Annotated in this window: 9 protein-coding genes; 2 read left to right on the top strand and 7 right to left on the bottom strand. The window is 62.6% G+C overall.

Annotated elements, in window-relative coordinates:
• Positions 1–124: 124 nt before the first annotated feature.
• The 4 genes from GQ59_RS26740 to GQ59_RS26725 all read right to left on the bottom strand — a co-directional run bounded on the left by GQ59_RS26740 (position 125) and on the right by GQ59_RS26725 (position 5,738).
• Entirely contained in the window at positions 125–562 is a 438-nt protein-coding gene (locus GQ59_RS26740; RefSeq protein WP_037087125.1) for a hypothetical protein, read from the bottom strand.
• 203 nt (positions 563–765) lie between these two features.
• A complete protein-coding gene (locus tag GQ59_RS26735) occupies positions 766–2,334 on the bottom strand; it encodes a SpoVR family protein (RefSeq protein ID WP_037087123.1) in 1,569 nt (522 codons plus the stop codon).
• Complete coding sequence (locus GQ59_RS26730) at positions 2,331–3,608, bottom strand: YeaH/YhbH family protein (RefSeq protein ID WP_037087121.1); 1,278 nt, start codon at positions 3,606–3,608, stop codon at positions 2,331–2,333. Before GQ59_RS26730 ends, GQ59_RS26735 begins: the two co-directional genes overlap by 4 nt.
• 186 nt (positions 3,609–3,794) lie before the next feature.
• Positions 3,795–5,738, bottom strand: a complete 1,944-nt coding sequence (locus tag GQ59_RS26725; RefSeq protein WP_037087120.1) for a PrkA family serine protein kinase — start codon at positions 5,736–5,738, stop codon at positions 3,795–3,797.
• A 307-nt stretch (positions 5,739–6,045) separates the two neighbouring features.
• Here GQ59_RS26725 and GQ59_RS26720 point away from each other — a divergent pair, with 307 nt between their 5' ends.
• Positions 6,046–6,612 (top strand): DNA-3-methyladenine glycosylase, encoded by a 567-nt coding sequence (locus tag GQ59_RS26720; RefSeq protein ID WP_152564472.1) that lies wholly within the window; start codon positions 6,046–6,048, stop codon positions 6,610–6,612.
• A 9-nt stretch (positions 6,613–6,621) separates the two neighbouring features.
• Here GQ59_RS26720 and GQ59_RS26715 read toward each other — a convergent pair whose 3' ends face one another.
• From GQ59_RS26715 to bcsN, 3 genes are read right to left on the bottom strand one after another with little or no spacing between them, the layout of a single operon-like run.
• A complete protein-coding gene (locus GQ59_RS26715) occupies positions 6,622–9,099 on the bottom strand; it encodes a cellulose biosynthesis cyclic di-GMP-binding regulatory protein BcsB (protein ID WP_037087119.1) in 2,478 nt (825 codons plus the stop codon).
• Positions 9,100–9,108: 9 nt separating this feature from the next.
• Complete coding sequence (bcsA, locus tag GQ59_RS26710; protein WP_037087118.1) at positions 9,109–11,283, bottom strand: UDP-forming cellulose synthase catalytic subunit; 2,175 nt, start codon at positions 11,281–11,283, stop codon at positions 9,109–9,111.
• A 58-nt stretch (positions 11,284–11,341) separates the two neighbouring features.
• A complete protein-coding gene (bcsN, locus tag GQ59_RS26705) occupies positions 11,342–12,403 on the bottom strand; it encodes a cellulose biosynthesis protein BcsN (protein WP_051904225.1) in 1,062 nt (353 codons plus the stop codon).
• 235 nt (positions 12,404–12,638) lie between these two features.
• Here bcsN and GQ59_RS26700 point away from each other — a divergent pair, with 235 nt between their 5' ends.
• Positions 12,639–14,927 carry a hypothetical protein gene (locus GQ59_RS26700; protein WP_037087117.1) on the top strand — a complete coding sequence of 763 codons (2,289 nt, stop codon included), beginning with the start codon at positions 12,639–12,641 and terminating at the stop codon, positions 14,925–14,927.
• Positions 14,928–14,983 lie beyond the last annotated feature (56 nt).

Below are 14,983 nucleotides of genomic sequence, written 5' to 3'. Positions count from 1 at the left end.
TCCGCTTCAACCTTAACGCGGCTCAATTCACGGCCGCCTCCCGCAATGGCAAGCGGCAACGCCGAGACATCGGGCAACTGCTCCGGCAGGGAAACGCCGATTGCGTTCCACCGACCGATACGGGCTACCTTCTGAAGAAAGAAACCAGGTATGCAAGGGTGCCACTGGATCTGCGGGTGGCTATCGAACGCACCTGATGGGCGACCGTACCTGCGCTCACATGGGCCCCGAAGTGGCAGAAACAGACAAGTTTGTGGAGCTGTCGGTCGGACAATTCAAAAAACCGTCTGGCTTCCCCATAGGTGTCGTCCCGCATCCCCGCTGCGCGCAGGACCGGATCGCCGAAGGCGACGGCAATCGCCGTCCCGTCGCCGCGCATTGCGGCCCTTATTTCATCCGGCTGGTATTCGGTTTCCCGAAAGGTCGAAAGGGATCGGTCGGGGTTGAGCTCAAGAATTTCGGCCCACCGTTCGAGCCGTTCACTGCTGGACATCTGGAAGTCGGGATAGCTGCGGTTTATCCTGGCGATAGTCCTCAGCTGATCGACTGCACGTTGCTCCATTGCGGCCTCCTATTTGAACAAAATAGATGCCCGTCGCCCAATCGGTAATTTGATCCAGACCGCTTTTGATGTCCAATCACGATTGCCCATCGGCAGGAGGTCCGGCCTTTCCCTCAATCAAAATCGATAGGCGCTAGCGACGCCGATAGCGCGTCGCCGGGCCAGGGCCGCATGATCGATGGAGACCTGCTCATGCGCCGTCGTCAGGAGAAAAGGTCACCCTTTTGCAGGATCTCGCGGGGATGCGCCGCATGTTCCTTCACTACTTTCTCGGCGCCGTCGATTTCCTGCAACATGACGTCGTAGCCCCAGAGATCCGCCAGATGCTGGAGGACCTGCCTGGTCTCGCTGTCCTCGAGAACCCAGTCGTTCGGCGCCCGGTGCTGCAGGAGAAGGCGACGGTCCCCGGCAAGATCGACATCGACGATGTCGATCCTCGGATCGGTCCAGCCGATGTCGTATTCGCGCGCCAGCTGGCGGCGTACGCGCTTGTAGCCCCGCTCGTCGTGGATCGCGGAAACCAATATCCCTTCGCTCACCTGCGGGTCGTCGTAGAGCTGGAAAAGGCGCCACTTGCGGATCAGGTGTGGGCTCAGGAACTGGCTGATGAAGCTCTCGTCGCGGTAGTCGGCCCAGATGCCGCGCAGAACCTGCATCGGGTCTCCGCGGCCGGCAATATCCGGAAACCATTCGCGATCCTCGTCGGTTGGCTCGGTCACGATCCGCTCGATATCCTGCATCATCGCAAAGCCGAGTGCATAGGGATTGAAGCCGGAGAAGCGCCGGTCGTCGAAGGTCGGCTGGAACACGACATTGGTATGGGATTTCAGGAACTCGAAATAGTTCCCGTCGCTGATCTGCCCCCGGTCGTGCAGCCTTTCCATGATCTGGTAATGGACATAGGTCGCGGTCCCCTCGTTCATCACCTTGGTCTGGCGCTGCGGATGGAAATATTGAGCCACGTGGCGAACGATGCGCAGGATTTCCCGTTGCCACGGCTGCAGCCGGGGCGACGACTTTTCGAGGAAATAGAGCAGGTTGTCCTGCGGCAGGCCCAGTGCTGCGCGCCGCCTCTCGAGATCGACATCGGCAGCATCGCGCTTACGTCCCGCCGGTACCGTGCGCCAGAGATCGTTGAACATCTGTTCTTCGTGGGCGCGCCGTTCCTGCAGGCGTTTTTCTTCCTGGCGCAGGTCGAGCCGCGTCTTGCCGGCATAACGATGCACGCCGTGCGACATCAGTGCATGGGCGGCATCGAGGGTGCGCTCCACCGCCGTTTCGCCGTAACGCTCCTCGCAGCGGGCAATATAGCCCTTGGCGAAATCGAGATAGTCGAGAATGCCCTCGGCATCGGTCCACAGCTTGAACAGGTAGTTGTTCTTGAAGAAATGGTTATGGCCGAAGGCCGCATGGGCGATCACCAGGGTCTGCATCGTCGCGGTGTTCTCCTCCATCAGATAGGAGATGCAGGGCGAACTGTTGATGACGATCTCGTAGGCGAGATCCCGCATGCCGCGACGATAGAAGGCTTCGTGATGGGCGAAATGTTTGCCGAAGGACCAGTGGCGGTAAAACAGCGGCATGCCCGTCGACGAATAGGCGTCGAGCATCTGTTCGGCAGTGATCACCTCGATCTGGTTCGGGTAGACGTCGAGCCCCAGCTCGCCGATCGCGATCTCCTCGCACGCGTCGTGGATGCGCTGAAGGGTCGAAAAATCCCAGTCGGCGCCCTCGAAGAGCAGTCGATCCTTCTGCATAGCCGCCTGGGTCATGGCACCGCCTTCGTCTGTGTCGAACGCTTCTGAAAGAGATCGTGGAAGACCGGAAAAATCTCGTTCTTGCGGCAGACCTTGCGCATCGCAAGGGTGGCCGAGCCGGACCGGATGCCTTCATAGAGGCGCCAGAGAGGCGAGTTGGAGATCGAGGAATCGCCACCCTCCTCATCGACCTCGATATAGGCGAAGTACTGGCAGAGCGGCAGGATCTCGTGTTTCAGCAGATGGCCGGCCGGACCCTCGTCCCGGTAGGAATTGTCGCCATCCGACGCCTGTGCGGCGTAGATGTTCCATTCCGTCGGGTCGAAGCGTGCGGCGATGATGGCGCGCATGGCCGCAAGTGCGCTCGAGACCAGCGTGCCGCCGGTCGCCTGGCCGTAGAAGAAGGTCTCCTCATCGACCTCCTCGGCCTTTTCCGTGTGGCGGATGAAGACGAGCTCCACCTTCTCGTAGCGCTGCGAGAGGAACAGATAGAGCAGCAGGTAGAAGCGCTTGGCCAGATCCTTCATGTGCTCGGACATCGATCCGGACACGTCCATCAGGCAGAACATCACGGCCTTCGCCACCGGCTTCGGTTCGTTGTCGAAGCGGCGGTAGCGCACGTCGAGCGGATCGACGTAGGGGATGCGTCGGATCCTGTCCGTCAGCGACTTGAGTTCCGCCTGCAGCAACAGGCGCGTCTCCTCGTTCTCAGATTCGTCGATCTGGCGTTGCAGCGCCTCGATGTCTTCAGGTTTCGGGCGCTTGAGAGCGATGCGTCGCATCATGGCGAGCCGCGTCGTCCGGTCGATGGAGAGATTGGAAGGGGAGCCGGAAATGGAGTAGCCGGCGCGAACCGGGCTCATCTCCTCGGTCTCGCTGAGCCGCCGCTTGGCGAGTTCGGGCAGTTCGAGGTCATCCAGAAACACTGAGAGAAATTCCTCGCGCGTCAGCACGAAGCGGAAGCCGTCTTCACCATCGCCCTGTCCGGCCTCCTTGGGCCTGCCGGCACCTTGGCCGGGGGGACGTGGAATGATATCGCCTTCGACGAACGCCCGGTTGCCGGGCAGGACATGATCCGTAATCCCGCCTTCGGCCCGGCGGAAGCTCGGCTCGCCCATGCCGCCGATCGGGAGGCTGACTTCGCCGCCATCCAGTACATCGCGGATACTGCGGCTTTGCAGGGATCGCCTGACTGCTTGCTGCACGGCGTCTTTTGCGCGCCGCAGAAACCGCTGCCGATTTTCCAAACTTTTACCGCGCGGGTTCAGCCGCCGGTCGATGATGTGCATGTTGGCTCCTGCATGAGCATTAGGGTCGGTACTCAACTAGGTTTCGGACGCCGCACAACCCAGTATGCCACAATCCTACGTCCTGTCGTCACACACAATGATGGAGGTCAAATCCACCTTTGTGTATTTAAGGAACTGAACGGTTTTCTTGCATGCTGCGTTCCAAATCCTAATTGAGTACAGACACTAACCTGCCTGTTTGACCCGCATGTACCACTCCACCAGACGGCGAACCTGTCTTTCGGTGTAGCCGCGCGCCGTCATGCGCGACACGAACTCGCTGTGTTTCTTCTCTGTTTCGCCGTCCTTTTTCGATCCGAAGGAAATGACCGGCAGAAGATCCTCCACCTGGGAGAACATTCTTTTCTCGATCACTTCCCGGATCTTCTCATAGCTCGCCCAGGACGGGTTCTTGCCACCGTTATTGGCGCGCGAGCGCAGGCAGAACTTGACGATCTCGTTGCGGAAATCTTTCGGATTGGCGATTCCCGCCGGCTTTTCGATCTTGGTCAGTTCCTGGTTCAGGAGTTCGCGATCGAGAAGCTGCCCGGTGTCCGGATCCTTGAAATCGACGTCCTCGATCCAGGCGTCGGCATAGTCGACGTAACGATCGAAGAGGTTCTGTCCGTAATCCGAATAGGATTCCAAATAGGCCTTCTGGATCTCGTTGCCGATGAACTCTGCATAACGCGGGGCAAGGTCTGCTTTGATGAACTCGATATACCGCTTTTCGGTTTCCTCCTGAAACTGTTCGCGGCGGATGGCCTGCTCCAGCACGTACATCAGGTGAACCGGATCGGCGCCGATATCCGTCGTGTCGTGGTTGAAGGTCGAGGCGAGTACCTTGAAGGCAAAACGTGTCGATATTCCGTCCATGCCTTCGTCGACGCCGGCCGCGTCCCGATATTCCTGAACACTGCGGGCGCGAGGATCAGTTTCCTTAAGGCTTTCGCCGTTATAGGCCCTCATCTTGGAGAAGAATGTCGAGTTCTCGTGCTTGCGCAGCCGCGAGAGCACCGAAAACCGGGCCAGCATTTCAAGCGTCGCCGGCGCGCAGGAGGCGTGTGCCAGCTCCGACCCCTCGATCAGCTTCTCATAGATCTTCTGCTCCTCGTCCACCCGCAGGCAATAGGGCACCTTGATGACGCAGATGCGGTCGATGAAGGCCTCGTTGTTCTTGTTCGCCTTGAAACTCTGCCATTCGGCCTCGTTCGAGTGGGCAAGGATGACGCCAGAGAAGGGAATGGCGCCGATATTCTCGGTGCCCATGTAGTTGCCTTCCTGCGTCGCGGTCAGCAGCGGATGCAGCATCTTGATGGGCGCCTTGAACATCTCGACGAATTCGAGCACGCCCTGGTTGGCCCGGTTCAGCCCGCCGGAATAGCTGTAGGCATCCGAGTCGTTCTGGGAGTAGTTTTCGAGCTTGCGGATGTCGACCTTGCCGACCAGCGAGGAGACGTCCTGATTGTTCTCGTCGCCCGGTTCGGTCTTGGCGATCCCGATCTGGCGCAGTCGGGAGGGCTGCAGGCGCACCACCCGGAAGCGGGTTATATCGCCACCGAATTCATCGAGCCGCTTCAGGCACCACGGGCTCATCAGCCCGCTGAGACGCCGTGTCGGAACGCCGTACTGTTCGAGCAGCATCGGTCCCATGGTGACCGGATCAAAGAGGTTGAGCGGGCTTTCGAAAACCGGGCTGATGTCGTCGCCGGCTTTCAGCACATAGATCGGGTTGGCCTCCATCAGCAGCTTCAGCCGCTCGGCAAGCGAAGACTTGCCGCCGCCGACCGGGCCGAGCAGATAGAGAATCTGCTTTCGCTCTTCGAGACCCTGCGCCGCATGCCGGAAGAAGGAAACGATTCGTTCGATCGTCTCTTCCATGCCGTAGAACCCGGCAAACGCCGGATAGGCCCGGATGGTGCGGTTCATGAAGATACGGCCGAGCCTGGCGTCCCTGGCCGTATCGACCATCTGCGGCTCGCCGATCGCCGCCAGCAGCCGCTCGGCCGCGTTGGCATAGGCCATCGGATCTTTTTTACAAAGCGCCAGATACTCGGCGATAGACATGTCTGTCTCGCGCCGGGCTTCGTAGTTCCTGGTGAAGGCATCGAACAAGGATTCACGCGGCATAGGCTACTCCAGTCAGGGTTGCGCTACTGCTCGACTGCCGCAAAGATTGAAAACGCTGCGGCAATCTATTGAGAATCAAGATGTTTCTAAACCTAATACGACACCCGGAGCGTTTTCATGGCAATGCACAAAAATGTGCGTCCACAAATCCGTGCTGACTTGGCAAACAGCAAGTTAGGGCCTGTTGCATCCCCGCAACAACATCTGCGCACCGCTGCGGGCCTTGCAGGAAGTCAAGCCGGCGGCGGGGAAGACAAGCCATGCCTCGCCGTCTATGGATGCAACCGGCAGCGAGACGGGCGTTCTTATGGACCAGCAGTTTTTCGATAGAGGCGCCGTGGAGGTGGCGCGGGACCTGATCGGCGTCGAGCTCGATGTCTCCGGTGCGGGCGGCGTGATCGTGGAGACGGAGGCATATGAGAGGGATGAGCCGGCATCCCACAGTTTTCGGGGTCCCACGCAGAGGAACGCGATGATGTTTGGCCCACCCGGGCATGCCTATGTCTATCGTTCCTACGGCATTCACTGGTGCCTGAATTTCGTCTGCCGGCCCGGCAGCGCCGTGCTGATCAGGGCGCTGCAGCCGGTCAGAGGTCTTGAGGAGATGGAGAAGAGGCGCCGCCTTGCCGATCCGCTGCTCCTGTGTTCCGGTCCGGGCCGCCTCTGTCAGGCGCTCGGCATCACCATTGAGCACAACGGCCTGTCGCTGTCTGCGCCTCCGTTCGAGCTCGCTTTGCCGCAAACACCGCCATTGATCGTCACCGGTCGGCGGATAGGCATCTCCCAGGCCGTCGATCTGCCCTGGCGGTTCGGTCTTTCCGGCTCGCTGCATGTCAGCAGGAAATTCACCGGCAAAGGTGGCATGGCGCCCTGAGCCGAAGGATTATCTGTTGCGGCCGAGCAGCGACAGCAGTCCGCCGGTCGCAAGTCCGAGCAGCACGCCACCGGCGGCCAGCAGCAGGGCATAGGACATGATATTGTCCGACAGCCAGTTCGCCGCGATCAGCCGCGCGTTTCCCGGCGAGAAAGGCTGCGTCGGCATGAACCGGAACCAGCTTACCGGCACGTCGTGCGGTTCCTTGTCAGCGCCTTCATAGATCATGATGCGGCCCTTCAGCCTGTCCCATTCCTCCCGCGCCGAAAAAGCCTGCATGCCTTCTGCAAGCGACGCGGAATCGGGGGAGATGATCGCGGTCCAGGTGCCGAGTTCGGTCGGGTCGCTTTCCTGGGCGATGATCAGCTTCGCCGTCTGCGACGGCTTGTAGAGTTCGTCGGTGGCCGGGGCAAACCGCAGCATCGCCATGCTGAGGTCGAAATTGTCCTTCGCCCAGTCGCCGAGCGCCCTGAACTGCTGCGAAAAGAAGTTGTTGCCGGCGCGCTGCTGCCAGTCCTGCAGGGTCAGCGAGCTTCTGGCCGACGTGTTCGATGAGACCCCCGCCGGGTTCCAGCTGTTGCGGCTCTCCTGGTCGATCTTCAGCTGCGTGAGGATATTGGCCGGGAATTCCGAGATGGAGCCGATGAAGAGCGCGTTCGCTCCGGCGACCCGCGCTGCCGATAGGGTGACGTCGACCGGTATCACGTGGTGTGAGGCGATCGACATCTTTCCGAGAAAGGTCGCCGCCGCCGACAGGGTTTGTTCGTCGATCCGGCCGAGGAACAGTGAAACGGGTTCGGTGCCAATCCGGTAGGGAAAACCGGTTCCGGCAGTGGCGGCAAGATTGGGTACCTGGGCAATCCGGGCAAAGTCGGGCATCTGGAACTGCGAGCTGCCGAAGAGCGCGAACCTCGCCTTGCTGTCGGCGGTGCTGCCCGGAGCGCAGGCGATATCCTGGCGTGTCAGGAGCGCTGCTTCCACGGTGATCGTGTTCACGCCCGGCTTGAAATGCTGCAGCGTGAGCTTGATCGGCAGATGGCGCAGGATCGCGCCGCCTGAGGAGGTGATCGGCACGGTCGAGGCTATATCGCCGTTGACGAAGATGTCGATGTGGCTGCCGGGTTGAACGTCGGCCGTGTAGGCGGCATCGAGCAGGATGCGCGCCTCCCCGTAGGCATTGGCATAAAAGTCGGCCGGTACGCCGATCGTGAAGTGGGTGCGGAACAGCCGGCCGGCGAATTCCTGGCTTTCGATCCCGAGCTGCGCGAAATCGATTGCCGCGTTCGAAAACAGGAACGGCGTATCGAGGCCGTGCCAGGCTTGAGTAGACAGCGTCTCGCGCCGCTGCGTGGCCGAACCGTCGGTGGCAGCGACGAAGCTTTCGATGAGGCCTTCCAACGCCGGCCAGCTTGGACCGGATAGGACAAGGGCCGAGGCGCCGTGGACGCCGGGATAGTCGAGAAAACTCGCCAGGGCGGCATTGGCGGCGGCGGGCGGCAGAGCCGGCAGCAGTGGCCGCAGTTCGTCGCGGGTACCGACGAAGATCGCAAGCTCCCCGGGCTTCGGCAATGCGCTGGGCGTCTTCTCGAACGCAAATGACTGGTTGGGCATGCCGCCCATCAGCGCCAACCCCTGGGTCAGCCGCATCAGCATGTCGGTTGCGCCGAGTTGGTCGAGGGCCGGCACGATCAGCCGGAAGCGCGTGCCTCCTTTTCCATCTACGCCGACGGCGCGGATGTCGTCGAGCCGCGAAAGCCGGTTCGTTCCGCTCGCGCCGAACGTCAGGAACGTCCGCTGCGGGTCGATATCCGTCCATAGTTCGAAGGTCGATTCGATCGTGCAGTCGGTGCGGTGCCGCTGGTCGGCGCGAAAGCGGACGAGATTGATGCCGGCTTTCAGCACGCCCGCCGGAATATCGAGGACGCGGTCGCTGATCTGATCGGGCGAGGCGATCGGATTGGCATAGACCGGCACGTCGTTGATGGTGACCGCCAGTCCGGAGACCTCCGGCGCGACAACGATGGAATTCTGGTAGCCGAGGTTGAGCTTTGCCGGAGCTGCGGCCTGTTCGGGTGTCAGGTAAATCGACCATGAACGCTGATCGGCCTCGCCGTTCAGCCGCAGGCTCTTCTCGGGCACCAGATAATGCCGCCCGGCAAGCTCCGCGGGAAGGGCTGCGGGCTGCCGCGCCGGCGTTGCCGGCTGTGCGGCTGGTGCGGGCGTCGCCGGAGAAGGTGCCGTTGCCGGTGGCGGGGCAGGGGTCGGCGGGGCCTGGCCGGGAGCGCGAGGCGGCGGCAGCGGGATCTGCGTCTGCACCGGTCCGGGAGCCGGCGATGCCGGCCGGGATGCGGGCGTCTGCTGGCCCGGAGGAGCCGCGGGCGGCCTGGCCTGGGGCCGCTCCGGGCCCATGTTGAACGGCGCGGGCGTCTGGGCCGGCGCGATGCCTGCGGAGAAAAGAAGAACTGCGATTGCGAGAGCCTTTTTCATCATGCCCTCCTATTTCTGTCCGCCGGCAGCGTTATCCCGTCCGGTGTTGCGGACGAGATAGGAAAGCCCGCGGGCCGTCTGGTAGATCGCGAGGCCGAGAAACCACAATGTACCGGCAACCAGGCCGGGATTGTGCCGGCGCGAGACCTGGAACTGGGTCCATTGAGCGGAATTGGCAAAGATCAGGTCGGCGATCAGCCGGTGGTCGGTCGCCCGCTCCGGCAGGTAGCGGCAGCCGATCGTGGAGACGTCGCCGATCGTCTCGACGTTGCGCACCTCGATCGGCAGGTCGCTGATGGGCAGGTCGCTATAGGGCTGGAATCGGAGAATGCATCTCTTTCCGGCCGCGATATCCTTGAACCCTTCCGTATAGACCTGCACGCCGGCGCCATGCACGGAGACGTCCTCGATCGTGGCGGTCAACCAGCGGTCGCCGACGCCGAACTCGCAGCGGCGGCTGACCTTGACGCGCCGCGAAGCTTGCCGTTCGCCCCGTTCAGACACGACCCCAAGCGCGCAACCGGCCAGGATGATGTTGAGCAGGTTCCAGCCGCCGACCACCAGGGTCACGTCGGCCTTGTAGGGCTCGGCATAGACCCGGTAGACGCTGATCGCAAATGCGACGAGCAGCACGAAGAAGATCACGAAGAATGGCCGGCTGATTTCCGAAAGTCGGCTGACGGAGACGGACTCGTCCTTGGCGGTCACCTTGAAGGTCGGCTTGCGCGGGTTGAGCATGACCGAGACGACGGCGGGCAGGAGGTGAACCGTCTGCACATATTCGTAGAGTTCGGAAATCCACGGCCAACGGAACGCCCCGTAGAGATAGTTCTGCATCATCAGGTTCACGACCATATAGGTCAAGGAATAGACCATGAACTCGCCGCCGGACGAGGTGAAAATCTCCAGATCGAAGAACAGGTAGAAGAGCGGCGCGAAGAGAAAGATCGTGCGCGGGAAGGGAAACAGCCAGAACAGCGTCGACGACATGTAGCAGAACCGCTGCGGCAGGGAGAGGCCTCGCTTGAGCGGCGGAAAGCGGAAGCGCAGGATCTGCATCATGCCCTGGGCCCAGCGGCTGCGCTGGCCGATGAAGCTTGCGAAGGTGGCAGGCTGCAGGCCGGCGATCAGGGGCCGGTCGAGATAGAGGCTGTGCCAGCCGCGGCTGTGCAGGTCGAGCGCGGTCTCGCAGTCCTCGGTGATGCTGACGCCCGAAAAGCCGTTCGACACTTCGAGCGCCTTGCGGTTCAGAACTGCCGCCGATCCGCAGAAGAAGGCCGCGTCCCATTTGTCGAGGCCGCGCTGGATGATGCCGTAGAACATCTCGTTCTCGCTCGGCATCTTTTCGAAGGTGCGCAAGTTACGCTCGACCGGGTCCGGGTTCAGGAAGAAATGCGGCGTCTGGACGAGAAAGAGTTTCGGGTCCTCGTCGAAATAACCGACCGTCTCCAGCAGGAAGTCCCGGGCCGGCGCATGGTCCGCGTCGAAGACCGCGATCAGCGATCCTGTCGAATGCTTGAGCCCGTTGTTGAGGTTGCCGGCCTTGGCATGCTCGTTGCGCTCGCGAGTGAGGTAACGCACGCCAAGATCGTCGCAAAGCTGCTGCAGCAATTTGTGCCGGCTTTCTGCGGCGCGGGCATCGGCGACATTGGCGGATTTGCGCTTCTGAAGCGTGCTGCCGTCGTCGAGCAGCCAGACGGTCAGCTTTTCCGGCGGGTAATCCATGTTGCGGGCGGCGGCGAGTGTATTGGCAAGCAGCACCTCGTCCTCGTTGTAGCTCGGCACGAAGACGTCGACGGTCGGCAGCTCCCGGTCGCGTCGTCCATAGGGAGCGCGCGACGGCAGGGGCATGGAAACCACGAACAGGCTAAGCGCCAACATCAGCACGCTGTACATTTCCGCGAGATAGACCAGCAGCCCCGGAATGAAGTTCTCGAGCTGGTTGACCGGCGGCAATGTGCTTGTCGTGCGCCAGTAGACGTAGCGCATCACCATGGCGGTGCCGAAGGCGAGCGCCACGAGACGCCATTTTCCCCCTGCCTTGAGCAGCCGGATCACGCCCATCACGCTGACCACGAGAATGCTGGCGATGAGCTGGGTGCGCGTATTGATCGGCAGCGTCACGAGCGCGATGATCAATGCGCTCGCGAGTGCCCAGATGACCGCAGCAAGGAATGTCCGCATCCTGGGCTATCTCCAGCAGCCGGAAGATCCGGGCATCGATCGATCGGAATTGTTCGGCTTATCGGCACGCATTGGCGGCCCCGCTGGTCACGTCCGTGCAGGAAGGCGATGGAACACTCACCCGCCCGGTTTGCTGCGCAACGCCCGACGGCGATGGGACGAGCGGTGCGCGCGAGACGGACGGTTCTGCCGTGATCTGCGACCTGACCGTTGCGGTCTGTGTCATGACAGGCCTCGGCACCGAAACCACGGGCACCGCCGCCGAGGACACGCTTGCGGCCGCAGCCGCCGCAGCCGGCGGCGTCGACTGGGTGGCAGGGGTCGGCCCGGAACGGGTAGGGACCGCACTGGTCCGTTGCGGCAATACCGGAACGATCGGCTCGGCTGAAGTCGGCCGCGGATAGATCGGTGCACCGACCCCGCCGAGGCTCGGGGAGACCGGCTGCGGTTCCCCATAGGGGTTCCAGCTGCCGTTATCCACCGCACCGGTGATCGTGTAATTGTACATGAAGGCCAGAAGCTTCTGTTCCGTGGCGTTCGCCTCGCAGATTCTTGCGCGGATCTGGATCGAGCCGTGGTTCGCGAGCGGCGAGATCGTCCCGGACGGGCTACGGACCTGCTGCCAGCCATACATGCAGAGGTCGTTGCCGGCGCCTCGCCCGAAGGCGTAGCCGAACGGGCCGTAATTGTTCTGGACGAAGAAGGACGAACGCACCATCCGGACGCCGGGCAGCGTTCGCCGCATCTCAGAGGCAATCCCGGCTTCCGTGACCGGTGTCGAGGTGAGCTTGTTGTCGCTGAGCCTGAAAGGGCTGACGGTCCCGAAGAACTGGGCCTTTAGCAGGTTCTGCCCAGGGGTCAGGGCTGAGGTATAGAGAAAGATGTCCTGATCGACGGCGTTGTCGTAGCGCCGTTCGATGACACTGACGATCCCGGGGCCGGCGGGCGGCGGCAGGACCATGGCCTGTTCGGCCGGCAGGTTCCTGGCAAACGTACCCATCTGGACGGGTTGGCCGGCGCAGCCGGTAGCCAGAAGCGGCAGCCCGCAAAACAGAACCGCTGCACCCAGATGGCCGAGGTCGCTCATTTCCTGTTTACGAACCAGATGCTTTTCCGCCATGCCAAACAATACCGATAAGTCGCGGACATTCATTGTCCGTGGGAGGTCCCCGGCGACCGTTCGTTGCAGCGAGCTGCAGCAGAACCGATTGCCTGGACCGACTCAGCCATTTGATTAGGTAAGTCTAAATTGTTCGTTAACCATATCGGTTCATTGCTTGGAAACAGATGGCGCGACGAGCCGAAGCCCGCAGCATGAGGCGTAGACGGGGAGTAAGGACGATAGCGGAGTGAGTATGCGGTTTTCGCTGATCTCATTGACGATTTTGGGCATTGGCGCCGTGGGGTTGTATGGTTTGAGCCGTCAGCCGGCGGTGGATCCTGGCCTGCTGACAAGCTCCGTCAATTCGCTTCCTTCTCCGCCCAAGGGACCACGTCCACCGGCACCGCCCGTTGAAAAGACCGAGCGCGTCGTCGCCCAACTCCTCTATCCCAACCAGAATACGGCGAGGCCTGCCAGACCCGGCTCTTCGTCGCTGGTCATCGCCCAGGCGCCGGCAGCAGCCCAGCCCGCCCCACCGGTCCCGCCTGCCAACCCGCAGCAGGTCATTTCAGCCGCCGCCGTGCCGCCGGGCCAGCAGCCGACGGTCGACGAAAGCGCCTTGCGCTATTTCGCGGCGAGGGGCGATACCGCCCGCCTGCAGGCGGAGATTTCCCGTCTCAGGGCGCTCTACCCGAACTGGACCCCGCCGGCCGATCCTTTGGCGGTCCAGATCAACACCGACCGCCAGCTCGAAAACATGTGGGCACTCTATGCCCAATCCCGTTATGCGGATGTCCGCAAGGCGATCGCCGACCGCCAGGCGACGGAACCCGGCTGGCAGCCGCCGGCGGATCTTCTCGACCGTCTGAAGCTTGCCGAGGCGCGCGTGGGTCTGGTCACGGCTTCCGACGCCGAAAACCATGACGCAGTGATCCGTGTGGCGGCCGACAATCCCGGCCTGCTCACCTGCAGCGAAGTCGATATCCTGTGGCGGGTGGCCGAAGCCTTCGCCGTGACCGGCAGGCAGGGTCGCGCCCGCGACGCCTACACATATATCCTCGACAACTGCGACGATTCCTCGGAGCGTTTCGCGACCGCACAGAAGGCGAGCGGGGTGTTGCCGCCCGATATGCTGGAGGACCTGCTTGCCAAGGAGCGGACGCCGGCGGGCGGCCAACCGGAATTCGAGCCGCTGCGCGACGATATTGCGCGACGGCTGGTGGCAGCTGGCAATACCGATGCGAAGCTCGTGGTGCCTGAAAAATACCTGACCCGGTTGGAGCGGCTCGCCGAAGCGGACGGCAAGGGTTCTGATGCGCTGATGCTCGGCTGGTATTTCTATCGCCGTGACAATCTCGGCGGGGCCGAGCGCTGGTTCCGCCGCGCCTTCAACAAGGAGGAGACCGCATCGGCCGCCGAAGGGCTGGCACTGACGCTGGTCGCGCAGAAATCGCCGGTGGAAGCGGAAACCGTGCTCTATCGTTGGCGCGAAACCTCCGACGGCGCCAGGGAAGCCTATCTCGCCGCCGTCGCCAACCTGCTGGCGCTCGATCCCCCGCCGGTGCTGCAGGACGATGTCCTGCGCCGCATGGCACCGATGGTGATAACCGCCCGCAATGCGGATGCGGCCCAGCAATTCGGCTGGTACGCCCGCGCCATGCAACAGCCGCAAACGGCGGCCGAATGGTTCCAGGCGGCGCTCGCCTGGAAGCCGGACGACGAATCGTCCGCCTATGGCCTCGCCCTGACGCGCAACGACCTCGGCGACAAGGCGGGCGTCGCCCAGATCCAGAGAGCCTGGAATGACCGGTCCGAACGCATCACACGACTGGGTGAACCGGTGATCGAGCGGGAAGCGCCGCGCCGGCAGCCCGCGGTCGCATCGAGGCCGAACGGCGATGGCTCGAGAGCGAATGCGCCTGCCGCCGGACCGTCTGCGGATGAGGCTAGGCCGGTCGCCCGGACCGGCGTGACGCGGGCTGCGCCCCAGCCGATCCACAGGACCGTGAGGGTCCCCGGCCAAGCCGCTGTCCGACGCGGGCAATGCTCGACTACGCTCGATCCTCGCCGGATTCCGCCGGAAGCAGCGCTGGCCAGAGGCTGGTGCCTGATGGATCTCAACCGCCCCCTGGAGGCAGCACAGTCATTCGATGCCGCCTATGCGAGCAGCTCGGCTACTGCTCGCTCCGATGCGGCTTACGGCAAGAGCCTCGCCTATCTGCGCGCGGGTTTGACGGACAAGGCATCTGTCGCTGCGGCCGACTCGGCCCAGACCAACCAGCGTGCGGTCGAGCTGCAGACCGCGATTCTCTCCGACCGCGCGGTTAACGCCTTCAAGGCCGGACGCTATCGCGAAACGTTGCTGGCGCTCGACCAGCGGGCGCAGATCGCGCCCGAACAGTCCGATCTCATGTCGTTGCGCGGTTATGCGCACCTCAACCTCGGCCGGCTTGCCGATGCCACTCGCATCTTCCAGGCGCTCGCCGATATGGGCGACAAGGCGGGCTTGCGCGGGCTCGCCGACGTTCAGGCGATGAACTGAGAAAACGCAGCTCCGCGTAGTGCCGAAACAAATGCGCCTATAGCGGGTAATATGCA

The sequence above is a fragment of the Neorhizobium vignae genome (genome assembly GCF_000732195.1).
GTDB lineage: Bacteria > Pseudomonadota > Alphaproteobacteria > Rhizobiales > Rhizobiaceae > Neorhizobium > Neorhizobium vignae.
Note: the sequence above shows the minus strand (reverse complement) of the source record. Positions and strands in the feature narration are given on the sequence as shown.